Origin of the sequence: Duganella vulcania, from assembly GCF_009857655.1 — a bacterium.
In the GTDB taxonomy this organism is placed as follows: Bacteria; Pseudomonadota; Gammaproteobacteria; order Burkholderiales; family Burkholderiaceae_D; genus Rugamonas; species Rugamonas vulcania.
The window spans coordinates 1-22,619 of record NZ_WWCX01000101.1 but is presented as its reverse complement, the minus strand read 5'-3'; the positions used below and the strand labels follow the sequence as shown (position 1 = coordinate 22,619).

Genomic DNA, 22,619 nt, shown 5'->3' with positions numbered 1-22,619 from the left:
CGCGGGTCCGCGCACAGCAGCTGGCGCGGCTCGAGCGCCTGTTCCGCCACAGCGCCGGCAGCGACGGCGGCGCCGTGCTGCTGGCGCAGCTGCGCGCCTACCGGGAGGGCCCGCAGCCATGAACGCCGACACCATCATCAAGGCCGTGCGCGACCTGCCGTCGCTGCCGGCGGTGGTCAACGAGCTGCTGGCCACCATGCAGCAGGACGACATCGACACCCACGCGCTGGCCGCCAAGATCACGCTCGACCAGGCGCTCACCGCCAAGACGCTGCGGCTGGCCAACTCCTCGTTCTACGGCATGCCGGCCAAGGTCACCACCATCCAGCAGGCGGTGTCGGTGCTGGGCTTCCACGCCATCCGCACGCTGGTGACGGCCTGCTCGGTGACGGCCAGCTTCGCGCCCGTGCCCGGCAGCGAGTTCGATTTCCAGGCCTTCTGGCGCCACTCGATCGCCAGCGCCGTGTGCGCACGCGTGCTGGCGCCGCACGTGCGGGTCAACCCGGACACCGCCTTCACCGCCGGCCTGCTGCACGACCTGGGCACGCTGGTGCTGGCCACCCGCTTCCCGGACGAATACCGCCGCGTGATCGCCCACCGCCGCCAGCACGACTGCCCGGCCGCGCCGGCCCAGATGGCCGTGTTCGGCATCGACCACGCCAGCGTCGGCAGCGCGCTGGCCGAACACTGGAAATTCCCGGAGGCCATCCAGGCCACCGTGGCCGACCACCATCATCCCGCCGAGACCGGCCCGGCCACGCTGTCGACCGTGATCTACGCGGCCAACATCCTGGCCCACGCGCTCGACCTGTCGGGCCAGGAGGACGACCAGGTGCCGCCGCTGTCGCTGGCCGCCTGGCAGTCGCTGGGCCTGGGCGAGGCCGCCTGGGCCGCCGTGTTCGCCGAGAGCGAGCAATTGTTCGAAACCATGTGCCAGATGCTGACTCCATGACCGCCGCCGCCCCATCCCCTCCCATCGCGCCCGCCGCGCCCACGCCGCCGGAGAGCGCCGTGCATGACAGCATCGCGCTGTCCGAGTTCTTTGACGGCCATCCGGTGGCCACCTTCGCCATCGACACCCGGCACGTGATCACGCACTGGAACCGCGCCTGCGAACACCTGCTGGGCTGGAGCAAGCAGGCCATGGTCGGCACCAGCAACCACTGGCAAGCCTTCTATCCCAAGCCGCGCCCGGTGCTGGCCGACCTGATCGTGGCCGCCGACGACCGCCTGCTGGAGCTGCACTACCCCGGCAAATACCAGGCCTCGTCGCTGATCCCCGGCGCCTACGAGGCCGAGGACTTCTTCCCCAACATCGGCGCCAGCGGCCACTGGCTGCACTTCACGGCGGCGCCGCTGCGCGACCACCAGGGCCGCGTCGTCGGCGCCATCGAAACGCTGCGCGACGTCACCGAGCGGCGCGTGGCCGAGAACGCGCTGCGGCGCGCGCACGACAACCTCGAGCACGTGGTCGAAAAGCGCACCGCCCAGCTGGCCGACATGAACGAACAGCTGCAGGAGGACATCCGCCAGCGCCACCTGGCCGAGGCCGAACTGCGCCGCAGCAACCTGGAGCTGACCGCGCTGAACGACCAGCTGTCGCGCACCCAGCAGCAGCTGGTGCAGGCCGACAAGCTGGCCTCGATCGGCCAGCTGGCGGCCGGCGTGGCGCACGAGATCAACAATCCGATCGGCTACATCTTCTCCAACTGCACCACGCTGCAAACCTACCTGGACCAGCTGTTTGAAATGCTGCACGCCTACCAGCAGGCCGAGGCCGAGCTGCCGCCCGCGGCCGCGGCCGCCCTGCGCGCGCGGCGCGCGGAGCTCGACCTCGACTTCCTGCGCGAGGACATCCCCTCGCTGATGGCCGAGTCGCGCGAGGGCATCGTGCGGGTGCGCCACATCGTCCAGGACCTGAAGGACTTCTCGCGGGTGGACGCCAACCAGGACTGGGTGTGGGCCAATCTGCACCGCGGCATCGACTCCACCCTCAACATCGTCGGCAACGAGGTCAAGTACAAGGCCGACGTGGTCAAGGAATACGGCGACATTCCCGACATCCAGTGCCTGCCGCTGCAGATCAACCAGGTGGTGATGAACCTGGTGGTCAACGCCGCCCACGCCATCGGCGAGCAGCGCGGCCGCATCACGGTGCGCACCGGCACCGACGGCGAACAGGTGTGGATCGACGTGGCCGACAACGGCAGCGGCATCTCGCCGGACACGCTGTCGCGCATCTTCGACCCCTTCTTCACCACCAAGGCGGTCGGCAAGGGCACCGGGCTGGGACTGTCGCTGGCCTACGGCATCGTGCAGAAGCACGGCGGCCGCATCGACGTCGACACCGAGCTGGGCAAGGGCACCCGCTTCCGCGTGCACCTGCCGATCCACCAGCCCGAGGCCACCGCCGGGGAGGCGCCATGAACGCCGCGCTGGCGCCGGCCCCGGCCGCGGCCGCCACGCTGCTGTTCGTGGACGACGAGCCCAACATCCTGTCCTCGCTGCGCCGCCTGTTCCGCCCGGCCGGCTACCGCGTGCTGATCGCCGAGAGCGGCGCGCTGGGGCTGGCGGTGCTGGAGAAGGAACAGGTCGACCTGGTGATCTCCGACATGCGCATGCCGGAGATGAACGGCGCCCAGTTCCTGGCCCAGGTGCGGGCGCGCTGGCCCGACACCATGCGCCTGCTGCTGACCGGTTACTCGGACATCCAGTCGATCCAGGACGCCATCAACTGCGGCGAGATCTACCGCTACATCACCAAGCCGTGGGAAGACGGCGACATGCTGCTGGTGGTGCGCCACGCGCTCGAGCGGCGCCAGCTGGAGCAGGAGAAGCTGCGGCTGGAAGCGCTGACGCTGCGCCAGAACGAGGAGCTCAAGGCGCTCAACCAGAGCCTGGAGGCCAAGGTCGAGGCGCGCACGCGCCAGCTCAAGGCCGAGCACGACGCCACCGCCGCCGCCAACAACAAGCTCAAGCGCAACTTCGTCACCACCATCAAGATCTTCTCCAGCATGATCGAGCTGCGCGCGCACAACAAGCCGGGCCACGCGCGCCTGGTGGCCGAGCTGGCGCGCCAGCTGGCGGTGCGGCTGGAGCTGGACGCGCGCGAGACGCAGGAAATCTTCATCGCCGCACTGCTGCACGACATCGGCAAGATCGGCTTTTCCGACGAGCTGCTGCAGACGCCGCTGACCATGCTGCACGGCGAATCGCTGGGCCTGTTCCGCAAGCATCCGCAGCGCGCCGCCGAACTGCTGATGCCGCTGGAGGACCTGCGCGGCAGCGCCGCCATCCTGCGCGGCCAGCTGGAGCGCTTCGACGGCAACGGCTTCCCGGACGGCCTGGCCGGCCTGGCCATTCCGCTGGGCGCGCGCATCCTGGCGCTGGCGGCCGACTACTACAACCTGCAGCAGGGCGCGATGGTGCAGCGCCACCTGCGGCCGGAGGAAGCCAAGTCGCTGATCCTCGACGCCAGCGGCAAGCGCTACGATCCGAACGTGGTGGCGGCCTTCCGCCAGATCGTCGACGGCGGCGCCGACGCCGGCGCCGGGGTCGAGGTGCTGTCGGGCGAACTGCTGCCGGGCATGACGCTGGCGCGCGACCTGATCAGCCGCGACGGCCTGATGCTGCTGTCGGTCGACCACGTGCTGGACGCGCGCATGATCCAGCAGGTGCAGGACTTCGAAACCAAGAGCGGCGCCCGGCTGGCGATCTGGGTGCGCAATCCGAAGGGGGACGCATGAGCAAGATCCTGCTGGTGGACGACGAGGTCAACGTCCTCAACGCGCTGCAGCGCGCGCTGCTGCAGATGCTGCGCGACGCGCCGCCGCAGATCGAGACCTGCACCGATCCGTACGAGGCGCTCAAGCGCATCTGCTACTGCGATTTCGACCTGGTGATCTGCGACTACCACATGCCGCAGATGACCGGCGGCGAGCTGCTGCAGGCGCTCAAGGATGTGGCGCCGGACACGGTGCGCATCATGCTCAGCGCCTCGACCGAATACAACACCGTGCTCAGCGCGATCAACCAGGCGCAGGCGTTCCGCTTCATCAGCAAGCCGTGGGACGCGGCCGAACTGGAGCAGAATGTGCGGCAGGCGCTGGCGCAGCGCGCGGCGCTGGCGGCGCCGCCGCCCACGCCGCAGGAGCTGGAGGCGCAACGGCTGGAGGCCGAGGAGCCCGGCCTGCTGGACGTCAAGCGCGACGACGACGGCGCGGTTATCCTGTAGCGGGTGTGGCCTGCGCGGCCTGGGCCGGCTGCACCGGCAGGTGCACGGTGAAGCGCGTGCCCTTGCCCACCACCGAGGCCACCTCGATGCGGCCGCCGTGGCGGTTGACGATGCCGTACGACAGCGACAAGCCCAGCCCGGTGCCGCTGCCGACCGGCTTGGTCGTGAAGAAGGGCTCGAAGATGCGGTGCAGGTTTTCCGGCGCGATGCCGCAGCCGTTGTCGCCCACCTCGATCCATACCCAGCCGTCGGCCGCGCCGGTGCGGAGGGTGATCACGCCGGTCTCGCGCAGCGCGTGGGCGGCGTTGACCAGCAAGTTCATGAACACCTGGTTCAGCTGCGAGGCCAGGCAGGTGACCGGCGGCAGCACGCCGTACTGCTTCTCCACCTTGGCCTTGTACTTGATCTCGTTGCTGACGATGTTGAGCGTGCTGTCCAGGCCGTGGTGCAGGTCGGCCACCTGCCACTCGGTCTCGCCCACGTGCGAGAAATCCTTGAGCGCCTGCACGATGTCCTTGACCCGCTTGAGGCCGTCCATCGATTCGCGCACCAGGTCGGTCACGTCCTCCTTGAGGAATTCCAGGTCGGCCTGTTCGCGCATCGTGGCCAGCTGGGCCGCCAGCGCCGGGTGCGGCGCGGCCGCCTGCTCGTAGCGCTCGATCACGCCCAGCAAGGTGCCGACGTAGTTCTTCAGCGAGCCCATGTTGGAGTTGACGAAGCCGACCGGGTTGTTGATCTCGTGCGCGATGCCGGCCGCCAGCTGGCCGATCGAGGCCATTTTTTCCGATTGCAGCAGCTGCTCGTGGGCGTTGCGCAGCTCGCCGATCAGCGCCTGCTGCTCGACGCCCTTGGCCTGCAGCGCCTCCTCCATGCGCTTGCGCTCGGTGATGTCGGTCAGCGAGCCGATCACCTCCAGCGGCACGCCGTTCTCGTCGCGGATCAGGCGCAGCGTGTCGTGCATCCACAGGTAGCTGCCGTCGCTGATGCGGAAGCGGTATTCGTAGGCGCGCTGGCCCTCGCTGAACACCAGCGCCAGGCTGGAGAAGATGTTGGGCGCGTCGTCGGGATGGATGTGGTCGAACCAGAAGTTGGGGTCGGCCACCATCTGCTCGGGCCGGTAGCCCAGCACGTTCAAGGCGTTGTTGCTGACGAAGGTCATCTTGAAGTCGCCGCTGGGCACGGTGCAGTAGATGATGGCCGGCGTGTTGTCGACCAGGTACTGCAGGCGCACCAGGGGCGAAGCCGCCTCGGCCACCGGCGCGGCACGGGGCGCGGCGGTGTCGGAAGAAAAGTCGAATTCCTCGAATTGCATAATGGTAGCCTCGCGACGGCGTCGGTCCTGCGCACTTTGCGGTCCTGCGCAGTGCAGTTTGATTATGCCCTAGTTCCCGTGCGGAAGGTAATCAATGCGACCAGTGTGGCGCCCAGTCATACGATGGCTCCGGCGGTGGCGGTGGCGGCGGCGACATCCACGCGCGCGGATCGACCCGGTAGTATTTGAGGAATTCGGCAAACAGCTCGGCGTGGTGCTCGGCCATCTGGTACGGCTTTTCAAAGAAGGTTTCGGTGGCGACCGCGAAGAATTCAGCCGGGTTGGTGGCGCCGTAGTGGTCCATCACGCTGTGCTGGCGGTACATCGCGCTGTGGCGCAGGTGCTGGAAATCGCGCTCCAGCACCTCCGACCATTCGCGGTAGCTGGCCGGGTTGCCGAGGTACGGGGCGCCGTTGGCGCGGCCCGACTCGCTGTCGAGCTGGTGGGCGAATTCGTGCAGCACGATGTTGTGGCCGTCCGTCCAGTCGCCCGCGCCGCGCTGCACGTCGTCCCACGACAGGATCACGCGGCCGTCGTCCCACGATTCGCCCAGCATGCTCTGGTGGCCCGGCGTGACCACCCCGCCCGGCCCGACCTCGGCGCGGCGCGCCACGAAGGCGCCGGGGTAGACCAGGATGGTGTGCAGCGCGGGATAGACCTTGGTGGGCCGGTTCAGCAGCAGCAGGCAGGCCTGGCCGGCGATCGTGACGGCCATCTCGTCGGTGACCTCCAGCCCTTCGCAGCCGATGAATTTTTTCTGGTGCAGGAATTGCACCACCAGCCGCTGCAGCTGCTGCCGCAGGCCGGCGTCCATGCGCAGGTAGACCGGGATGTTGCGCTGCAGGACGGCCACCGCCTCGGCCGGCAGCGGCTGCGCCAGCACCCGGCGCAAGCGCCAGCGCGGGTAGTAAAAAGGCAGCGCTATCAGCAGCGCCGTCAGGCCTATCCAGGTCAAAGCTTCCATGTGCCGCGCGTCCGTATGATGTATGTCCAGTCAGGGCTAGGTGGGGCGCCTTGCCGACATTTCAATATGCAAACAGCCGGGCGTGACCCGGCTGTCTCATCATACGCCGTGCGCGGCGGTCAGACGGTTTCTTCCTTTTGCATCGATGGCGCCGAGCCGAACAGCGCGGCCACCAGCGGATCGCGCATCACCGGGCCGCGGTTGACGCGGATCGCGTAGTGCGTGTCGTCGGCCAGGATGTGGAAGTGGCGGCCGCTGCCGGCCATCGCCTGTTCGCGCAGGCCCGGACGCTCCTTGCGCGGTGGCGCGCCTTCGCGTTTCGGCTGGACGATGGCGGCCAGGAAGGCGCTGACGCGCTCGGGATCCGGCGTGAGCTGGTAGACGGCCTTGCCCAGGTAGGTGGCCGTGCCCTCGACGTAGCGGGCCAGCTCGATCACGCCGGCCTCGCGCAGGTCGCGGATGTACTTGCGGGCGCCGGACGGCGAGAACTTGAGGAACCAGGCGATTTCGTCGGCCAGCATCTCGTGCAGCTGCAATTCGCCGATCAGCTTTTGCATGTTTTCAATGCGGCGCAGCGTGGCCGAGGTCGAGCGGACGCGCTCGATGGAAGCCATCGACAGCGCAGGCTTCCGGTCCAGGGGCGCCGGGGCGGGACGCTCCACCAGCATCAGCTTGGCCGTGGTGGACTGCATTTCCGGCGAGGCTTTCATCTCGTTCTGGACCAGATGTTGAGGTTGTCTAACTGCATGCATGGGATCACTCCTTATAACAATTGCCGAGATTAGTGGCAGCGGATGGCGTGGCGGGCGGCTGGCATCTCGCTACGGTCTCTGCATCTGACTCAAGAATGCCTTTTCGCAGCGCTTTGGTCTGTGCGGCAACGAACATTAGCGAAAATACTGGGCACTTAAGCTGTGACAAGGCGGTTTTATTTAAGTTTCAAGAAGTGTGATGAATTTGATACAGCGCAAGCCTTCGTACGCTAACGCACGGAAGAGCTGCACCAAACTGCTTATTCTCCGGTCGAACAGCGACATTCACTTGCTGTTGCAGCAGCACACTCATCACTAATCGGGAGCTCATTTTGAATAAGACTAAGAAAATCGCCCTCGCGGCCGCAGCGTTATGCGCGTCGTTTTCCGCCCTGGCACAGGATGCGGTCATCAATCCATCGTGGTATATCCAGCCCAGCCTGAACGCCATGAAGCCCGATTCGGACTTCGGCGTGGACAAGCGCGGCTATGGCGCCGGCCTCAAGTTCGGCAAGGCGCTCAACCAGGACTGGGACCTGCAACTCGGCACCACCTACGCGCGCTCCCGTGAAAACGGCCAGCGCTACCAGCAAAACACGCTGGGGGTGGACGGCTTGTACATGTTCTCGCGTAAATCCTTCCGTCCCTTCCTGCTGATCGGTATCGGCGCCGAACGCGACAAGGCCAACCTGAACGCCTTCGGCGAACGCAGCAAGACCTCGCCCTACCTCAGCGCCGGCCTGGGCTTCCAGGCCGACATCAGCGACCAGGTCGCCTTCCAGGCCGACATCCGGGACGTGCACGGCTTCATCCGTGGCAGCGAGTTCCCGAACAGCAAGAGCAATAACTACTACGCAACAATCGGCCTGAACATCGCGTTCAACGCGCCGCCGAAAGCCGCGCCGCCGGCGCCGCCGCCAGCGCCGATGGCGGCCGAGCCTCCTCCGCCACCACCGCAGCCGGCGCCACCGCCACCGCCGCCTCCTGCGAAGTTCGAGAAGGTGACGATGTCGGCCACCGAGCTGTTCGGCTTCGACAGCGCCAAGCTGGGCCCCAGCCAGCCCAAGCTGGACGACATCGCCAACGTGCTCAACACCAATCCCGGCATCGACAACGTGGTCATCTCCGGCTACGCGGACCGGCTGGGCAGCGACAAGTACAACATCAAGCTGTCCGAGCGCCGCGCCAACGCGGTCAAGGACTACCTGGTCGGCAAGGGCGTGGCCGCCAACCGCCTGAGCGCTGTCGGCAAGGGCAAGGCCAATCCGGTCGTCACTTGCAACAACAAGAAGCGCGCGGACCTGATCAAGTGCCTGGAACCGAACCGCCGGGTCGAGGTCGAACAGATCACCGTCGAACGGCGCGTGCAATAAGCTGAAAGACCACCCCGCTGCGGCGGGTTTTTTTCTCATGAAACGCAACCTGGGCTCGGTGCTGAAATGCACCGTCACCGAATGGCTGGAACACCGCGCCAGCAGCAAGGGCGCGGCGCTGGCGTTCTACACGCTGTTCTCGATGGCGCCCATCCTGGTGCTGGTGCTGGCCATCGCCGGCTGGTTCTACGGGCCGCAGGCGGCGCGCGGCCAGTTGTTCGAGGAGCTGCGCGGCCTGGTCGGCGCGCAGGGCGCGGAAGCGGTGCAGCTGGTGCTGGCCGGCGCCCGCAACAAGGAGGAAGGCCGCCTCGCCACGTTGGCGGCCGGCGCCCTGCTGCTGTTCGGCGCGACCAGCGTGTTTGCCGAGCTCAAGGCCAGCCTGGACGATATCTGGCAGGTGCCGCCGCTGGTCCACGGCACCGTCTGGGACGTGATCCGCACCCGCCTGCTCTCCTTCGGCATGATCCTGGTGCTGGCGTTTTTGCTGATGGTGTCGCTGGTGGTCAGCGCCGCGCTGACCGTGCTGGAAAACCTGTGGGACGCCTACTGGCGCGACGCCGGCCGGGTGCTCACGGGCGTCAACTTCATGATCAGCTACCTCGTCATCGCCGCCCTGTTCGGCGTGATCTTCAAGCTGCTGCCGCGCGTGCGGCTGTCCTGGCACGACGTGACGATAGGCGCGCTGGGCACGGCCGCGCTGTTCACGCTGGGGAAATACCTGATCGGCGCCTACATCGGCAACAGCGGCGTCACCAGCAGCTTCGGCGCCGCCGGATCGATGATCGCGCTGCTGCTGTGGGTGTACTACTCGGCGCAGATCTTCTTCCTCGGCGCGGAGTTCGCGCGCCAGTACGCGCTGCAGCTGGGCAGCCTGCGCTAGATGGGCCGGCGCAGGTAGGCGCGCGGCGTGGCCACCGGCAGGTCGGCCACCGGCAGCGACGCGGCCAGCGCCTGCTGGTCCGCCTCGCGCACCTTGGCGTCCGGCGCCAGCACGCGCTCGATCACTTGCGGATTGATGCCTATGCCCTGCAGGAACTGCACGGCGCTGGCCGTGCCGATGTCGCGCTGCACTTCCAGCGCGTGGCGCACGATGAATTCCAATGAGTGCCAACCCACGGTATCTGACGTTTCCGGCCGCCGGCGGCGGTCATGCTCTGGACTCATGGCTTGCTCCTCAAGGTGTCTGCACTACTGCTTATGTTAGCCCTCTGCCGGATAGAAACAAGTCCCATCCGCAGCCTATTCGCCCAGCAACTCCGCCACCACTTCCATGCCCTCGACGCGCTCGGCCACCACCTTGACGATGACGATCAGCGGCACGCCCAGCAGCAGGCCGGACACGCCCCACAACCAGCCCCAGAACAGCAGGCTGACAAACACCGCCGCCGCGTTCATGCGGGCGAAGCGCCCGGTCATCCAGGTCGCCACCAGGGTGCCGACCAGGGTGGCGATCGCCAGCGAGGCGCCCATCACCAGCAAACTGGTCTGCAGCGATTCAAACTGCAGGAAGGCCGCCGCGCCGGTGGCCAGCATGATCAGCAAGGGACCGAAATACGGCATCACGTGCAGCAGCCCGGCCACGATGGCCCAGGCGCCGGCGTTCTCCAGGCCGATCCAGCGCAGCGCGATCCACATCAGCAGCGACAGCAGGCCATTGGTCACCAATAGCATCAGCATGTATTTCTGGATCGACGAGTTGATGTCCTCCAGGATGTGCACGGTGATCTTCTTCTTGCTCAGCGACGGCCCGGTCAGCTTGACCAGCTTGCGCTTGAAGGTGTCGCCCGACAGCAGCAGGAAGAACACCAGGAAGATCACCATGGTCGCCTGGCTGAGAAAGCCCATCACGCCCATCGAGCCGGCCCACAGCCAGTCCATCACCGGGAGGGTGCCGCTGTCGGGCGGCGGCGCGGCCTTGCGCGCGGCGCGCCGCTCCTGCGCGCCGGCGGTGGCCTGCTGCAGCTCGGTGGCCACCGCCTGGAGGCGCTGCAGCGTGCTGGGGCCGCCGTGCAGGCGCTCCGCCATCAGCCGCGACAGCTTATGGCTGACGGTGGGCAGTTCCTCGACGATGGCTTCGAACTCGCCCTGCACCTTGTCGATCACGACGAAGGCGCCGCCCAGGATGGCGGCGGTGATCAAGGTGGCGCCAAGCGCGCGCGGAATGCGCAGCCGCTCCAGCCAGCACACGATGGGACTGAGCATGTAGGTGATCAGGATGCCGAGCAGCAGCGGCACCAGGAAATTGCGCGACCATTGCAGCGCGTAGACAAACGCCACGGTCGCGATGACGCCAAGCGCCAGGCCGCGCGCGTTGACGTGCAGCGGAATGCGCTGCAGTTCACCATCTTCGGCCGCCGGATCGATGCGGGGAAGTCCGGGCGGCTGGTTCATGATGGCTCGCAAAAAAAAAGCCGGCGCGGCAGGACCGCGCCGGCGGGGCTGGCTTACTTGACGCGGATGTCGTTCTTCACGGCGGTCACGCCCTTGATGCTGCGTGCCACTTCGCCGGCCTTGGCGATGTCAGCAGGCTGGGCCACGAAGCCGCTCAGCTGCACCGTGCCTTTGAACGTCTCCACATTGATCTCGGTGGATTTCAGGCTGGGCTCGTTGAAGATGCCGGCCTTGACTTTGGTGGTGATGACGGAATCGTCGACATATTCGCCGGTGCCTTCCTTGGTCGAGGTCGACGCGCAGCCGGCCGTGGCCAGCAACGATACGGTGAACAGGGCAGTGGCGATTTTATGTGCGATTTTCATGGCATTCTCCTTGGTTGGTAAACAGCGGTTTGTCAGCCAGCAGGTCACGATGCCCGCTACCGATGCAGCCGTTTTACGCCCCTTCCCCGCTCACCTCTGTTCGCTAACGTACACAACGCAAACATCGCCGGACTGAGTGCGCGAGCGCACAGACCCCGGCCCGGCCGCTGACTATGCTGGAACCACACTTTTTCGGGAGTACAACATGAACCACTCGATCCTACTTGCCGCCGCGCTGATCGCCGGCAGCGCCGCGCTGGGCGGTTGCGCCAGTTCCGGCCAGCCGCAACAGACCACCTACGTCAACCCGTCGGACACCGCCGCCGCGTACGGCACCATCGATTCGATCCAGGTCGTGCAGGCCAAGTCCGGCACCAGCGGCGCCGGCGCCGTCACGGGCGGCCTGGTTGGCGCCTTGCTGGGCAACCAGGTCGGCTCGGGCAGCGGCCGCACCGCCGCCACCGTGGCCGGCGCGGTCGGCGGCGCCGTGGTCGGCAACAAGGTGGAGGAAAACCGCAACCAGCCGCGCGAGCAGTACCAGATCAGCGTGCGCATGGATAACGGCGACTACCGCATCGTCAACCAGGACAGCGTCTACGACCTGCGCGCGGGCGACCGCGTGCGCCTGGTCGACGGCCGCTTGTACCGCTATTAACCCTGACGTTTACACGAGGAGCGCGACATGGGAACCATCATTCTGATCATTCTGGTCTTGGCATTAATCGGCGCCCTGCCCACCTGGCCGCACAGCCGCAACTGGGGCTATGCGCCCAGCGGCATCACCGGCATCGTGGTGGTCATCCTGCTGATCATGCTGCTCACCGGCAGGCTGTAACGACACAGGAGGACATCATGGCTCACTTCAAGCAAGTCATCATCGCCGCGGCGCTGGCCGGCGCCGCGCTGGCGGCGCAAGCGGCCAGCAACACCACGCCGCCGCAGAACGCCCAGCTGCAGAAGTCGGAAATCGCCAGGGGCGATCCGGCCCGCTGGTACCAGGACGACACCAGCCCGGCCGCGCAACTGCGCACGCTGCGCAAGGAAATCGGCGCCGCGCTGGCCGAGGCCAACCTCGCCTGCAAGCAGGGGCCGGCCGCCGAACGGCGCAGCTGCCTGCGGGACGCCCAGGCGACCTACCGGCAGGACATGGCCAAGGCCGAACAGATCCGCGAGGAAAACCACCAGCACTAGCAGGCCCTCAGGCCGCCCGCTCCTGGCCGTGCACCGGCTGCCGCAACGGCGGCAGCTCGTGCACGACCAGCGGCGTGTCTTCCGTTACAAAGCTCAGCCAGCCCGCCGCCGTGATGGCGCGCAGCGCGTCCTGGTAGCCCTGGTCCCAGCGCCATTCGATCGAGCCCTTGGAAAAGTTGATGTCCTTGGCCGGCATGCTCCAGTCGCGCCCGGAATACGCCAGCCGCACCACATGCAGCGTGCTGTCGCCGCCCAGCCCGGCCAGCTCCTCCTTGCCCTGCTCCGACTGGGCCCGCTCCGGCAACTCCGCGTACAGCTCGCGCAGCTTCTGCTTGAGCTTGTGCGTGGCGACGTAATCCTGCAGATGGCGCTTGGAGCGCGAGGCGAAGGTCACATCCTTCTGCCGCGTCTGCACCTGGTCCAAGGTGGCCGGCTCGGGGCCGTCGGCGCTCCACAAGTCCACCATGAAGCACAGCGTGTCGACATGCTCGTTATCGTCCAGCACGGTTTCCAGCGGCGTGTTGGAATACAGACCGCCGTCCCAGTACAGGTCGCCGTCGATACGCACCGGCGGGAAGCCCGGCGGCAGCGCGCCGCTGGCGCGGATGTGGTCGGCGTGCAGCGTCAGCTCGCGGTTGTCGAAGCGGCGCAAGGTACCGCAGGTGACCTTGAGCGCGTTGACCGTCAGCCGCATGCCGCCCGGCGCGTTCAGGTAATCGAAATCGATCAGGCGCTCGAGCGTCTCGCCCAGCTCGCCGGTATCGTAGAAGCTGGCCTGCTCGGGATCGACCGGCGCCCCCGTCGGGAACAGGCTCATGAAGCGTGGCCGGAAAAAGCCCGGCACGCCGCGCAGCAGGGTGTCCCAGGTCTGCAGCATCACGTTGGAGCGCCGCTGCGCGTCCGGCACGCGGTTCATGTCGTAGCTGTCGCGGTGGGCCACGCCGTCCCAGAATTCCTTGAGCCGCGCCAGCCGCGTCTCGTGCGGATTGCCGGCCAGGATGGCGGCGTTGATCGCGCCGATCGAGGTGCCGACGATCCAGTCCGGCGCCAGGCCGTGCTCGTGCATCGCCTGGAACACCCCGGCCTGGTAAGCGCCCAGCGCGCCGCCGCCCTGCAACACCAGGACCACGCGCAAGCGCTCGGGATTGAGTTCGTGTATCGCCTTGCTCATCTGCTGACTCCAATGAAAAAACGCCGCGGCTGCGGCGTTCGGGTGTTTATTCCTGGTCGTCCTGCGGCGCCGGTTGGCGCCGCAGCAGCCAGGCCATGCCGAGGCCGGCGGCCAGCGCCACGCCCATGGCGGGCTTGACCAGGCGCTTGCGGGCGATGTAGGAGCCCACCGTCAACGCATACGGCAACAGCGCCTTGAAATTGACGCTCTTCAGGCCGCCCGGCTGCAACAGGCCGCCAAGGCGGGCCTGGGCCATGCCGATGGCCTGGTCGACGGCGCCATGCAGCAAGGCGTCCGGCTGCAGCGCGTTGCCCACCAGCGCCTTGGCGTGCACCACCTTGATACGGTACAGCTCACCCTCGCGGATCAGGCGCTGCTTGTCCGCATCGATGGTGGCGCGTTCAGCTTCTTTGCTCATCTGCTCTCCCGGTTACAACAGCATGTCGCGGTCGGACTTGAGTTCGGCCATCGTGGCCGGCATCGACAGTTTGCCGCTGCGTATCATGCCGCGCGCATACACGATCAGGCCGATCGCGATCAGCAGGAACACGCCGGTGATGATGGGCAGGATCTTCCAGCCCAGGCTGTCCCACGCCACGTAGACGATGGTCACCGTGCCGCAGGCCAGCGCGAAGCAGCCCGCCACCACCGCCAGCGCAAACACCAGCACCAGCTGCAGCAGGTGATTGCGCACCTGCGACAGTTCCAGCGCGGCCAGCTCCAGCCGGGTCAGTACCAGGCCGATGCTGTTGCGGGCGATATTACCCAGCGAAGCGATCAGGCCCGGCGGGCGGTTCATGTCATCGGACACGATGGCTTACTTGCGGCCGATGATCACGCCGATCAGCAGGCCCACGCCGGCCGCCGCGGCGATCGAGCGCCATGGGTTTTCCTTGACGTAGACGTCGGCCTGCTTGGCCATCTCCTTGCTGGCGGCGACCGCGCTTTGCTGCGCTTCGTGGGCCTTGGCCAGTGCCGTGTCGAGCGCGCGCATGCCGCGGCCGCGCAGTTCCTCGGCCTTTTCACCGGTCAGCGCGGTGGCGGCGGTGAACAAGGCTTGCGCATCCTTGACCAGAGTTTTCACGTCGTTGTTCACGGTACTGATGTTTTGTTCCAGCATGATGGAGCTCCTGTTATGGTTGTGTGAAGTGAAAACTGTACAGCAAACTGCAAAATCAGCATTATCCCAGCAAATCGCGCATATCGTCGGCGTGTTCTTCTTCCACCGCCATGATCTTGATCAATAAATGACGAGTGGTCGGATCGCTGGCGCCGATCTGCTCGATCATCTGCCGGTACGACTCGATGGCGACGCGCTCGGCGATCAGGTTGGCCCTGATCATCGCTTGCACATCGTCAGATGCATCATACTCGGCATGGCTACGTGCGAGCAATGTTGCTGGATTGAAATCAGGCTGGCCGTTCAGCTGGATGATGCGTTCGGCCAGCCAGTTGGCGTGTTCCTGCTCCTGGGTGGCGTGCTCCAGGAACTCGGCCTTGATCGGGCCGTTGTCGCGCCCGGTGACCGTGTAGTAGTGGCGCTGGTAGCGCAGCACGCACACCAGCTCGGTGGCCAGCGCGTCGTTGAGCATCTTGATGACGGCCTGGCGGTCGCCCTGGTAGCCGGCCGTGACCGGGCCGTCCTGCAGGTTGCGCGCGGCGGCGCGGATGGCTTCCTTGTCGATGCCGGTGGGGGTGGATTCAGCCATGATATGCATCCTTCAAAGTTAGTGGCGGTTGGCGATCGGCGCGCCGTTCTGCGACAGCACGATCTCGACGCGGCGGTTCAGCTGGCGGCTGCCGGCGTCGGCGTTGCTGGCGACCGGGAAGGCCTCGCCGTAGCCGCGCGTGGCGATCTTGTCGCTCTTGACGCCCAGCCCGATCAGCGCGTTGCGCACCGACTCGGCGCGGCGCTGCGACAGCTGCAGGTTGTGGTCGGCGCTGCCGGTGCTGTCGGTGAAGCCTTCGATCAGCACCGCGCTTTGCGGCTCCTGCAGCAGCACGTCGGCCATCTTCTGCACGGTGCGCATGCCCTCCGCGCTGAGCTCGGCGCGGTCGACGTTGAACAGCACGTCGTTGAGCGTGATGACGATGCCGCGGTCGGTCTGCTTGGCCTGCAGGTCGGCCAGCTCCTGCTGCAGCGCGGCGTTGCGGGCCGCCTCGCTGCGCGCGCTGTTGGCGGCGGCGTCGGCCTGGGCGCGCGCCGCATCGGCCTCGGCCTTGGCTTGGCTGGCCTGCGACTTGGCCTGGTTGGCCTCGGCGGTGCGCTGCTCCAGGCGGATCTCGTCGCGCTGGCGGCCGGCGTTGGCCACCTCGCTCTCGGCCTGTTTCTGCTTGGCCACTTCCTGCGCGGTGGCGATCTTCTGCTTGGCGATATAGGCCAGCTTGTCGATCTCGCTCAGGCTTTCCTTTTGCGCGGCGGCCGCGTTGGCGCGGTCCAGCGCATCGGACGCGGCCTTGAACTCCAGCGGCGCGTTGGCCGCCACCGACGGCGTGCCTTGCGCGGCCATGAAGTCGGCGCGGGTCTGGTCAAGCAGGCTGGTGGTGGTGGGCGTGGTGCTGCAGGCCGCCATCACGGCCAGCGCAAGCGCGGCCGGGACGAGGCGCAGGGTTTTCAGGCTCTGGGATTTCATGATGGGGCTCCTTTATTGTTGGCTGGTGGCGTTGGTGCGGTTGAGCTCTTCACGCAGCGCGCGGATGCTCTGCTGCAGCTCGTCCGCCGCCATGGTGGCCTTGGTCGAGCCGGCTTTGCTCTGCGCCAGCTGGGCGTCGGCCGACGCCTGGTTGGCCAGGTCCTGCGCGGTGCGGTAATCCTTGGCCGCCAGCGCCTGGTTGGCGCGCATCAGCTTGTCGCGCGCCGATTGCATCTCGGCCGGCGCCAGGTCGGCCGCGCCGGCGCTGGTGGCGTTGGCGACCGCCTCGCGCGAGACGGCCACGTCGGCCACGGCGGGGGTCTTCTCGCTGGCGCAGGCGGCCAGGCCCAGCAGGGCGGCAAGCGCGCACATGCTGGCGTAACGATGATGAATGGTCGTCATTATTCTTCTCCTTAAAAATTCGGATCGCAGGTTGACGTTATAGGCCCATGGCGCGGCAGCTTCAGTACGGTGCCGCACATTCCGCGCCCGGCACTGGCTAGTAAAATGGCGTCACTCCTATAAGAAAAAGGCCAACCATGCCCTCCTCCCCTTCCCGCCGCACCCGGATCGCGCTGGCCGTCGCCGGCGTGGTGGTCGCCGTGCCGGCCATCGCCGTGATCGTCCTGCTCAACTACGACTGGAACCGCGCCCGCCCCTGGCTCAACGACAAGGTCAGCGAAGCCATCGACCGCCCGTTCGCCATCCGCGGCAAGCTGTCGCTGACCTGGGAACGCCAGGGCCGCGGCGACGCCGACCGCACCTGGAGCGACTACCTGCCGCTGCCGCACCTGGTGGCGCGCGACGTCCACGTCGGCAACCCGTCCGGCTGGGCGGCGCCGGCCGAGATGGCCAGCGTCGGCCAGTTCTCGTTCTCGATCGACCTGCTGCCGCTGCTGCAGCACCGGCTGTCGATCCCGGTGCTGCGCTTCGACACCCCGGTGGTGTGGCTGCAGCGCAAGCCGGACGGCGCCAACAACTGGACCTTCAAGCCGGCCAACAAGCCGTCGCCGTGGAAGCTGGACCTGCAGCGCGTGGTGCTCGACAAGGGCACCGTGCACTACAGCGACGCGCTGACGCGGGTGGACGCGGTGGCCGACATCGACACCCTCAACGCCGACCCCAGCTACGGCGTGGCGTGGACCCTGCGCGGCAAGTGGAACAAGCAGGACGTCACCGGCGGCGGCAAGGCCGGCGCGGTGCTGTCGCTGCAGCAGCAGACCACGCCCTACCCGCTGGCGGCCAACATCAACGTCGGCGGCAACAGCATCGCCGTGACCGGCACGCTGACCCGGCCGTCCGCGCTGACCGCGCTCGACCTGCGCCTCAAGCTGTCCGGCCCCAGCATGGCGCGGCTGTACGCGCTGACCGGCGTGCTGCTGCCGGAAACCCCGGCCTACACCACCGAGGGCCACCTGACCGGCCACCTGGGCGAGCGCGAGAACCGCTGGATCTACGACCAGTTCACCGGCCGCGTCGGCCATTCCGACATCGCCGGCAAGCTCGAATACCGCTACGGCCAGTCGCTGCCGCGGCCGCTGCTGACGGGCGCGGTGCAGTCGAAGCTGCTGCAGTTCTCCGACCTGGGCCCGCTGATCGGCGCCGACTCCAACGCCAGCAAGCAGGCGCGCGGCGTGGCGCCGGTGCAGCCGGGCGACCGCGTGCTGCCGGTGGAACGGTTCAAGACCGAGCGCTGGACCGCGCTGGACGCCGACGTCAGCTTCAAGGCGCTGCGCATCACGCGCGACAAGGACCTGCCGATCGCCAACCTCGACACGGTGATCAACATGAAGGACGGCGTGCTGTCGCTCAAGCCGCTGGACTTCGACATCGCCGGCGGCCGCTTCACGTCCAAGGTCAGGCTGGACGGCAGCGGCAAGGTCAACCGCGACGCCATCGGCGCCGAGCTGAGCGCCGCCGCGCGCCACCTCAAGCTGCGCCAGCTGTTCCCGCGCATCGAGGAGATGCAGGCCACGGTGGGCGAGGTCAACGCCGACATCTCGCTGTCGGCCACCGGCAACTCGGTGGCCGGCCTGCTGGGCACCTCGAACGGCGAACTGAAGGGCGTGATCAACGAGGGCAGCGTCAGCAAGCTGCTGCTGGAGGAAATGGGCCTGAACATCGGCAACGTGGTGCTGACCAAGCTGGTCGGCGACAAGCAGGTCAAGCTCAACTGCATGGTGACGGACTTCGGCGTCAACCAGGGCCTGATGCGCTCGCGCCTGTTCGTGGTCGACACCTCGGACGCCAAGATCGACGTGGCCGGCACCGTCAACCTCGACAACGAGAAGATGGACCTGACGCTGCGCCCCGACGCCAAGGGCGTGCGGGTGATCTCGCTGCGGGCGCCGATCTACGTGCGCGGCACCTTCAAGGAGCCGGCCGTCAGCGTCGACAAGGGCGTGCTGGCGCTGCGCGCGGGCGGCGCGCTGGCCCTGGCCGCGGTGGCGCCGGTGGCCGCCATCTTGCCGCTGATCAACGCCGGCCCGGGCGAGACCACCGGCTGCGCCGCGCTGCTGGCGCAACAGGGCGGCAAGCCGGTGGCGCCGCCGCCGGGCAAGTCGCCAGCCCCCCGGCGCTAGGGCGATTCTATGTGTGCTGCCGAACGGAGCGCGCCATGATTCTTGCGTACGCTTGCGGTATTGGTGCAAGCCACTGCCGCGCCTCAATCATCAAGGAGAAAATCATGAATACCAAACGCATCGTATCGAGCGCCGCCATGGTGGCGGCCACGCTGGGCCTGAGCGCTTGCGCAGGCATGTCCAACCAGGACCGCAACACCGCGGTGGGCGCCGGCGTCGGCGCCGTGGCCGGCTCGGTGCTGACCGGCGGCAGCGCGGTCGGCACCGTGGGCGGTGCCGCGGTTGGCGGCGTGATCGGCAACCAGGTCAGCAAGCCACCGCGTTAAGCCTCACAGAAACACCTTGGCCATGCCCATGGCCCCCTTGTCCTTGACCAGCTCATAGCAGCGGCAGGACGCCGCCTCCAGCCCGGCGGAATCGAGGATCTCGATATTGCCGCGGCTGTAGGTGATCAATTTCTGCTGTTGCAGCGCACTGGCCGCCTTGGTCACCCCCACCCGCCGCACCCCCAGCGCATGCGCCAGGAACTCGTGGGTCAGGTGGAATTTCTCCGATTGCAGACGGTCGCGCGTGATCAGCAGCGTGCGCGCCAGGCGCGCCTCCAGCACGTGGAAGCGGCTGCACACGGCGATCTGGATCGCCTGCGCCAGCAGGATGTCGGTATAGCGGTACAGCAGCCGCTGCAGCGCCTCGTTGCGCTTGAACTCGGCGCGGAAGTCGGCCACCGCGATGCGGCTGGCGCGGCCGGCGCGCTGCACCACCGCGCGCACCAGCGCCAGCTCGTGGCCCAGCGCCACCGACGCGCCGATCATGCCCTCCTGCCCCACCGATCCCACCTCCAGCGTCATGCGGCCCTCGGCCACCGCCAGCAGCGAAATCAGGCTGTCGACCGGGAAGTACACGTGGCGGATCGCCTGGCCCGGCTCGTACAGCACCTGGCCCACGTCCACCCGCACCGTGTCGCACAGCGCCAGCAGCTTGCCCTGGTCGTCGTCGGCCAGGCTGGACAACAAGCGGTTCGACGCCGGCCGGGCCGGCGCCCGGTCGTCGTCGGAAAGATAGGAAGGATGGGTATGCATGGGGCCAGCGTAATGGCTGCGATTTCCCGTGTATGTACGGTGACGCACGGAAGCTGGACTCGGCTTCAGCGAAAATCCGGGCTGCAATGCACCACTCTACACATCAATAACAGGAAACAATTATGGACACCCCAACCAACAAGCCCAAGCTCCACCCACTCATGGTCATCGCAGCCGTCGCGGTGGTGCTGTTCTGCGGCGTCGGCAGCGCCGCCATCATGGGCTGGCTGCCAACCTCCAGCGCCACCGTGCCTGGCGCCGCGCCGATGCCGGGCCAGCTGTCGTCGGTGCCGCCGCAAGAGCAGCAAGCCGGGCAACCACCAGCGGGCTACGCCAGCAACGCGGCGCCGGCGCCGTACCCGACGCAGCAGCAGGAGCAAGCACGCCAGCAGGAACAAGCCGCGCCGCAGGAGCGCGTGGCGCAACAGGGCCCGGCCGTCTGCAACAGCTGCGGCGTGGTGGAATCGGTGCGCGCGATCGAGCACCGCGGCCAGGGTAGCGGCGTGGGCGCGGCCGGCGGCGCCATCCTGGGCGGCCTGCTGGGCAACCAGATCGGCAGCGGCCACGGCCGTCAACTGGCCACGGTGGCCGGCGCGGTCGGCGGCGCGGTGGCCGGCAACCAGGTCGAAGGCAATATGAAGACCACGCACAGCTGGCAGATCGTGGTGCGCATGGACAATGGCAAGAAGCGCGTGCTGCACCAGTCGGCCCAACCGCAATGGCGCTCCGGCGACCCGGTGAAAATCGTCAACGGCCAGCTGCGTTCCCTCTAAGGTCCCTTCCACCCCCACCGCGAAAGGACCATCATGGCGGAGCTAGACCCTTCACCCCTGTCCCTTGCCACCCATGGTTCCTCGCACTTCGTCCGGTTCTACAAGGATGACAGCCTGCTGCTCGACGAGGTCGCCCCGTTCGTCCACCAGGCCCTTGCCGCCGGCGGCGCCAGCATCGTCATCGCCACCGCCGAGCACCTGGTGGCGCTGCGGCGGCGCCTGGCCCGCCTGCAAGCCGAGGCGGGCGGCAGCGATCCCGGCGCCCGCCTGGTGACGCGCGACGCCGGCCAGACGCTGTCCTCCTTCATGCTGGACGACTGGCCCGACGCCACGCTGTTCGACGCCACGGTCGGCCAGCTGGTGCGCGCGCTCGCGGCGGACTTGGCAACCATCCACGCGTTCGGCGAAATGGTCGCCCTGCTGTGCGAGCGCGGCAACTACAGCGCCGCCGTCCGGCTGGAAGAGCTGTGGAACGAGCTGGCCCGGCGCAGCCGCTTCACGCTGTTCTGCGCCTATCCGTGGAGCCAGTTTCCCAACGCCGCCATGGCGGACACCTTCCGCCACGTCTGCGCGCTGCATGACCACGCGGCCCATTGCGCGGCCGAAGCGCCGCCGTCCCGCAATCCGGAGCAACGCCTGCTGGAACTGGAGCAGCAGGCGCTGTCGCTCAGCGCCGAGATCGCGCGCCGCCGCGCCGCCGAAAGCGCGCTGGCACAGCGCGAACGCGAACTGGCCGACTTCGTCGAAAACGCCGCCGAGAGCATCCACCAGGTCGGCGCCGACGGCACCATCCTCTGGGCCAACCAGGCGGAGCTGCGCCTGCTCGGCTATCGCTGGGAGGAATACGTCGGCCACCACATCGCCGACTTCCACGCCGACGCCCCGGTCATCGCGGACATCCTGGCCCGGCTCAAGGCCGGCGACACCGTGCGCGACATGCCGGCCCGGCTGCGCTGCAAGGATGGCGGCATCAAGCACGTCCTGATCAGCTCGAACGGCCATTTCGCGGACGGCGCGCTGCGCTACACCCGCTGCTTCACGCGCGACGCCACGGAGCGCCATCAGCGCGACGAGGCGCAGGCCCAGCGCGAGGCGTTGATGGCCGAGCTGGCCGCCAGCAGCCGCGCCAAGGACGAGTTCCTCGCCATGCTGGGCCACGAGCTGCGCAATCCGCTGTCGCCGATCCTGACCGCGCTGGAAGTGATCCGCCGCCAGGGCGGCCACAGCGTCGCGCATGACATCATCGGCCGCCAGCTCACGCACCTGATCCGCCTGGTGGACGACCTGCTCGACGTCTCGCGCGTCAACACCGGCAGCATCGTGCTCAAGACCGAAGCGCTGGACCTGGCGCAGATCATCGACAAGGCGGTGGAAATGGTCGCGCCCCTGCTGGACAATCGCCAGCACCGCTTCAGCGTCGACGTGCAGGGGCCGCTGCCGGTGCGCGGCGACCACGTGCGGCTGGTGCAGATCATCGCCAACCTGCTGACCAACGCGGCGCGCTACACCCCGCCCGGCGGCGACATCCGCCTGGCCGCCAGCGGCGACCGCGAGCACCTGTATGTCAGCGTGGTGGACAACGGCATCGGCATCGCCGCCGACGCCCTGCCCCATGTGTTCGACCTGTTCTACCAGGACCGCCGCACCAACACCGACCGCTCCGCCGGCGGGCTGGGGGTCGGCCTGGCGCTGGTGAACAACCTGGTGGGCCTGCACGGCGGCGGCATCGAGGCGCACAGCGCCGGCCCCGGCCAGGGCAGCGAGTTCCGCGTGCGCCTGCCGCGCCTGGCGCAGGCGGC

27 protein-coding genes are annotated in these 22,619 nt (G+C 67.6%); 13 read left to right on the top strand and 14 right to left on the bottom strand.

Annotated elements, in window-relative coordinates; genetic code table 11:
- Window positions 1-118: 118 nt before the first annotated feature.
- Genes GTP90_RS30140 through GTP90_RS30125 form a run of 4 tightly spaced genes read left to right on the top strand, consistent with a single transcriptional unit; the run spans window position 119 to window position 4,234 of the window.
- On the top strand, window positions 119-952 hold the full coding sequence (locus tag GTP90_RS30140) for an HDOD domain-containing protein (RefSeq protein ID WP_161086975.1): 834 nt from the start codon (window positions 119-121) through the stop codon (window positions 950-952).
- Complete coding sequence (locus tag GTP90_RS30135) at window positions 949-2,427, top strand: PAS domain-containing sensor histidine kinase (RefSeq protein WP_161086974.1); 1,479 nt, start codon at window positions 949-951, stop codon at window positions 2,425-2,427. Before GTP90_RS30140 ends, GTP90_RS30135 begins: the two co-directional genes overlap by 4 nt.
- Window positions 2,424-3,746, top strand: coding sequence for a response regulator c-di-GMP phosphodiesterase, NosR family (gene nosR / locus GTP90_RS30130; RefSeq protein WP_161086973.1), 1,323 nt, complete (start codon window positions 2,424-2,426; stop codon window positions 3,744-3,746). Before GTP90_RS30135 ends, nosR begins: the two co-directional genes overlap by 4 nt.
- Window positions 3,743-4,234, top strand: a complete 492-nt coding sequence (locus GTP90_RS30125; RefSeq protein WP_161086972.1) for a response regulator — start codon at window positions 3,743-3,745, stop codon at window positions 4,232-4,234. Before nosR ends, GTP90_RS30125 begins: the two co-directional genes overlap by 4 nt.
- On the opposite strand, the gene GTP90_RS30120 is transcribed toward GTP90_RS30125, so the two are convergent.
- From GTP90_RS30120 to GTP90_RS30110, 3 genes are all read right to left on the bottom strand, one after another.
- Window positions 4,224-5,546: an ATP-binding protein gene (locus GTP90_RS30120; RefSeq protein ID WP_161086971.1), complete on the bottom strand. Its 1,323-nt coding sequence runs from the start codon at window positions 5,544-5,546 to the stop codon at window positions 4,224-4,226. The two genes, GTP90_RS30125 and GTP90_RS30120, sit on opposite strands and share 11 nt — an antisense overlap.
- Window positions 5,547-5,637: 91 nt before the next feature.
- Complete coding sequence (locus GTP90_RS30115) at window positions 5,638-6,510, bottom strand: M90 family metallopeptidase (RefSeq protein WP_161086970.1); 873 nt, start codon at window positions 6,508-6,510, stop codon at window positions 5,638-5,640.
- Window positions 6,511-6,629: 119 nt separating this feature from the next.
- Window positions 6,630-7,220: a winged helix-turn-helix domain-containing protein gene (locus GTP90_RS30110; RefSeq protein WP_161086977.1), complete on the bottom strand. Its 591-nt coding sequence runs from the start codon at window positions 7,218-7,220 to the stop codon at window positions 6,630-6,632.
- A 374-nt stretch (window positions 7,221-7,594) separates the two neighbouring features.
- Between GTP90_RS30110 and GTP90_RS30105 the strand changes: the two genes are divergently transcribed.
- A complete protein-coding gene (locus GTP90_RS30105) occupies window positions 7,595-8,635 on the top strand; it encodes an OmpA family protein (RefSeq protein ID WP_161086969.1) in 1,041 nt (346 codons plus the stop codon).
- 37 nt (window positions 8,636-8,672) lie between these two features.
- Window positions 8,673-9,515, top strand: coding sequence for a YihY/virulence factor BrkB family protein (locus GTP90_RS30100; protein ID WP_161086968.1), 843 nt, complete (start codon window positions 8,673-8,675; stop codon window positions 9,513-9,515).
- Here the strand turns inward: GTP90_RS30100 and GTP90_RS30095 are convergent.
- The 3 genes from GTP90_RS30095 to GTP90_RS30085 all read right to left on the bottom strand — a co-directional run bounded on the left by GTP90_RS30095 (window position 9,512) and on the right by GTP90_RS30085 (window position 11,391).
- The gene (locus GTP90_RS30095) at window positions 9,512-9,799 is read right to left on the bottom strand and encodes a hypothetical protein (RefSeq protein ID WP_161086967.1); all 288 of its coding nucleotides are present in this window, start codon (window positions 9,797-9,799) and stop codon (window positions 9,512-9,514) included. The two genes, GTP90_RS30100 and GTP90_RS30095, sit on opposite strands and share 4 nt — an antisense overlap.
- A gap of 75 nt (window positions 9,800-9,874) precedes the next feature.
- Window positions 9,875-11,026: an AI-2E family transporter gene (locus GTP90_RS30090; protein ID WP_161086966.1), complete on the bottom strand. Its 1,152-nt coding sequence runs from the start codon at window positions 11,024-11,026 to the stop codon at window positions 9,875-9,877.
- A 53-nt stretch (window positions 11,027-11,079) separates the two neighbouring features.
- On the bottom strand, window positions 11,080-11,391 hold the full coding sequence (locus GTP90_RS30085; RefSeq protein ID WP_161086965.1) for a BON domain-containing protein: 312 nt from the start codon (window positions 11,389-11,391) through the stop codon (window positions 11,080-11,082).
- A gap of 205 nt (window positions 11,392-11,596) precedes the next feature.
- On the opposite strand from GTP90_RS30085, the gene GTP90_RS30080 reads away from it, so the two are divergent.
- Genes GTP90_RS30080 through GTP90_RS30070 form a run of 3 tightly spaced genes read left to right on the top strand, consistent with a single transcriptional unit; the run spans window position 11,597 to window position 12,582 of the window.
- Window positions 11,597-12,046 (top strand): outer membrane lipoprotein, encoded by a 450-nt coding sequence (locus GTP90_RS30080; protein ID WP_161086964.1) that lies wholly within the window; start codon window positions 11,597-11,599, stop codon window positions 12,044-12,046.
- 27 nt (window positions 12,047-12,073) lie between these two features.
- Complete coding sequence (locus GTP90_RS30075) at window positions 12,074-12,226, top strand: DUF3309 domain-containing protein (RefSeq protein WP_161086963.1); 153 nt, start codon at window positions 12,074-12,076, stop codon at window positions 12,224-12,226.
- Between the two features lie 17 nt (window positions 12,227-12,243).
- The gene (locus tag GTP90_RS30070; RefSeq protein WP_161086962.1) at window positions 12,244-12,582 is read left to right on the top strand and encodes a hypothetical protein; all 339 of its coding nucleotides are present in this window, start codon (window positions 12,244-12,246) and stop codon (window positions 12,580-12,582) included.
- A 7-nt stretch (window positions 12,583-12,589) separates the two neighbouring features.
- Here GTP90_RS30070 and GTP90_RS30065 read toward each other — a convergent pair whose 3' ends face one another.
- The 7 genes from GTP90_RS30065 to GTP90_RS30035 all read right to left on the bottom strand — a co-directional run bounded on the left by GTP90_RS30065 (window position 12,590) and on the right by GTP90_RS30035 (window position 16,788).
- Window positions 12,590-13,753: a patatin-like phospholipase family protein gene (locus GTP90_RS30065; RefSeq protein ID WP_161086961.1), complete on the bottom strand. Its 1,164-nt coding sequence runs from the start codon at window positions 13,751-13,753 to the stop codon at window positions 12,590-12,592.
- A gap of 46 nt (window positions 13,754-13,799) precedes the next feature.
- The gene (locus GTP90_RS30060) at window positions 13,800-14,171 is read right to left on the bottom strand and encodes a hypothetical protein (RefSeq protein ID WP_161086960.1); all 372 of its coding nucleotides are present in this window, start codon (window positions 14,169-14,171) and stop codon (window positions 13,800-13,802) included.
- 12 nt (window positions 14,172-14,183) lie between these two features.
- Window positions 14,184-14,552, bottom strand: a complete 369-nt coding sequence (locus GTP90_RS30055; RefSeq protein ID WP_161086976.1) for a phage holin family protein — start codon at window positions 14,550-14,552, stop codon at window positions 14,184-14,186.
- A gap of 18 nt (window positions 14,553-14,570) precedes the next feature.
- On the bottom strand, window positions 14,571-14,873 hold the full coding sequence (locus tag GTP90_RS30050; protein WP_008446875.1) for an ElaB/YgaM/YqjD family protein: 303 nt from the start codon (window positions 14,871-14,873) through the stop codon (window positions 14,571-14,573).
- 61 nt (window positions 14,874-14,934) lie between these two features.
- A complete protein-coding gene (locus tag GTP90_RS30045; RefSeq protein ID WP_161086959.1) occupies window positions 14,935-15,462 on the bottom strand; it encodes a ferritin-like domain-containing protein in 528 nt (175 codons plus the stop codon).
- 18 nt (window positions 15,463-15,480) lie between these two features.
- Complete coding sequence (locus tag GTP90_RS30040) at window positions 15,481-16,386, bottom strand: OmpA family protein (protein WP_161086958.1); 906 nt, start codon at window positions 16,384-16,386, stop codon at window positions 15,481-15,483.
- Window positions 16,387-16,398: 12 nt separating this feature from the next.
- Entirely contained in the window at window positions 16,399-16,788 is a 390-nt protein-coding gene (locus GTP90_RS30035; protein ID WP_161086957.1) for a DUF4398 domain-containing protein, read from the bottom strand.
- A gap of 137 nt (window positions 16,789-16,925) precedes the next feature.
- On the opposite strand from GTP90_RS30035, the gene GTP90_RS30030 reads away from it, so the two are divergent.
- Entirely contained in the window at window positions 16,926-18,968 is a 2,043-nt protein-coding gene (locus GTP90_RS30030; RefSeq protein WP_161086956.1) for an AsmA family protein, read from the top strand.
- Window positions 18,969-19,072: 104 nt separating this feature from the next.
- On the top strand, window positions 19,073-19,294 hold the full coding sequence (locus GTP90_RS30025) for a YMGG-like glycine zipper-containing protein (RefSeq protein WP_161086955.1): 222 nt from the start codon (window positions 19,073-19,075) through the stop codon (window positions 19,292-19,294).
- Window positions 19,295-19,297: 3 nt separating this feature from the next.
- Here the strand turns inward: GTP90_RS30025 and GTP90_RS30020 are convergent, their stop codons facing one another.
- Entirely contained in the window at window positions 19,298-20,047 is a 750-nt protein-coding gene (locus tag GTP90_RS30020; protein WP_161086954.1) for a Crp/Fnr family transcriptional regulator, read from the bottom strand.
- Window positions 20,048-20,169: 122 nt separating this feature from the next.
- On the opposite strand from GTP90_RS30020, the gene GTP90_RS30015 reads away from it, so the two are divergent.
- Window positions 20,170-20,820 carry a glycine zipper 2TM domain-containing protein gene (locus tag GTP90_RS30015; protein ID WP_161086953.1) on the top strand — a complete coding sequence of 217 codons (651 nt, stop codon included), beginning with the start codon at window positions 20,170-20,172 and terminating at the stop codon, window positions 20,818-20,820.
- Between the two features lie 33 nt (window positions 20,821-20,853).
- A partial coding sequence (locus tag GTP90_RS30010; RefSeq protein WP_161086952.1) for an ATP-binding protein occupies window positions 20,854-22,619 on the top strand: 1,766 nt, incomplete at its 3' end.

Excerpts from the sequence above, each read along its gene's own strand:
- GTP90_RS30055 (WP_161086976.1), bottom strand. The coding sequence starts at position 14,552 with ATGAACCGCCCGCCGGGCCTGATCGCTTCGCTGGGTAATATCGCCCGC.
- GTP90_RS30060 (WP_161086960.1), bottom strand. The coding sequence starts at position 14,171 with ATGAGCAAAGAAGCTGAACGCGCCACCATCGATGCGGACAAGCAGCGC.
- GTP90_RS30020 (WP_161086954.1), bottom strand. The coding sequence starts at position 20,047 with ATGCATACCCATCCTTCCTATCTTTCCGACGACGACCGGGCGCCGGCC.
- GTP90_RS30065 (WP_161086961.1), bottom strand. The coding sequence starts at position 13,753 with ATGAGCAAGGCGATACACGAACTCAATCCCGAGCGCTTGCGCGTGGTC.
- GTP90_RS30080 (WP_161086964.1), top strand. The coding sequence starts at position 11,597 with ATGAACCACTCGATCCTACTTGCCGCCGCGCTGATCGCCGGCAGCGCC.
- GTP90_RS30100 (WP_161086968.1), top strand. The coding sequence starts at position 8,673 with ATGAAACGCAACCTGGGCTCGGTGCTGAAATGCACCGTCACCGAATGG.
- GTP90_RS30025 (WP_161086955.1), top strand. The coding sequence starts at position 19,073 with ATGAATACCAAACGCATCGTATCGAGCGCCGCCATGGTGGCGGCCACG.
- GTP90_RS30050 (WP_008446875.1), bottom strand. The coding sequence starts at position 14,873 with ATGCTGGAACAAAACATCAGTACCGTGAACAACGACGTGAAAACTCTG.
- GTP90_RS30115 (WP_161086970.1), bottom strand. The coding sequence starts at position 6,510 with ATGGAAGCTTTGACCTGGATAGGCCTGACGGCGCTGCTGATAGCGCTG.
- GTP90_RS30140 (WP_161086975.1), top strand. The coding sequence starts at position 119 with ATGAACGCCGACACCATCATCAAGGCCGTGCGCGACCTGCCGTCGCTG.
- GTP90_RS30040 (WP_161086958.1), bottom strand. The coding sequence starts at position 16,386 with ATGAAATCCCAGAGCCTGAAAACCCTGCGCCTCGTCCCGGCCGCGCTT.
- GTP90_RS30110 (WP_161086977.1), bottom strand. The coding sequence starts at position 7,220 with ATGAAAGCCTCGCCGGAAATGCAGTCCACCACGGCCAAGCTGATGCTG.
- nosR (WP_161086973.1), top strand. The coding sequence starts at position 2,424 with ATGAACGCCGCGCTGGCGCCGGCCCCGGCCGCGGCCGCCACGCTGCTG.
- GTP90_RS30125 (WP_161086972.1), top strand. The coding sequence starts at position 3,743 with ATGAGCAAGATCCTGCTGGTGGACGACGAGGTCAACGTCCTCAACGCG.
- GTP90_RS30095 (WP_161086967.1), bottom strand. The coding sequence starts at position 9,799 with ATGAGTCCAGAGCATGACCGCCGCCGGCGGCCGGAAACGTCAGATACC.
- GTP90_RS30075 (WP_161086963.1), top strand. The coding sequence starts at position 12,074 with ATGGGAACCATCATTCTGATCATTCTGGTCTTGGCATTAATCGGCGCC.
- GTP90_RS30090 (WP_161086966.1), bottom strand. The coding sequence starts at position 11,026 with ATGAACCAGCCGCCCGGACTTCCCCGCATCGATCCGGCGGCCGAAGAT.
- GTP90_RS30045 (WP_161086959.1), bottom strand. The coding sequence starts at position 15,462 with ATGGCTGAATCCACCCCCACCGGCATCGACAAGGAAGCCATCCGCGCC.
- GTP90_RS30085 (WP_161086965.1), bottom strand. The coding sequence starts at position 11,391 with ATGAAAATCGCACATAAAATCGCCACTGCCCTGTTCACCGTATCGTTG.
- GTP90_RS30015 (WP_161086953.1), top strand. The coding sequence starts at position 20,170 with ATGGACACCCCAACCAACAAGCCCAAGCTCCACCCACTCATGGTCATC.
- GTP90_RS30120 (WP_161086971.1), bottom strand. The coding sequence starts at position 5,546 with ATGCAATTCGAGGAATTCGACTTTTCTTCCGACACCGCCGCGCCCCGT.
- GTP90_RS30030 (WP_161086956.1), top strand. The coding sequence starts at position 16,926 with ATGCCCTCCTCCCCTTCCCGCCGCACCCGGATCGCGCTGGCCGTCGCC.
- GTP90_RS30035 (WP_161086957.1), bottom strand. The coding sequence starts at position 16,788 with ATGACGACCATTCATCATCGTTACGCCAGCATGTGCGCGCTTGCCGCC.
- GTP90_RS30070 (WP_161086962.1), top strand. The coding sequence starts at position 12,244 with ATGGCTCACTTCAAGCAAGTCATCATCGCCGCGGCGCTGGCCGGCGCC.
- GTP90_RS30135 (WP_161086974.1), top strand. The coding sequence starts at position 949 with ATGACCGCCGCCGCCCCATCCCCTCCCATCGCGCCCGCCGCGCCCACG.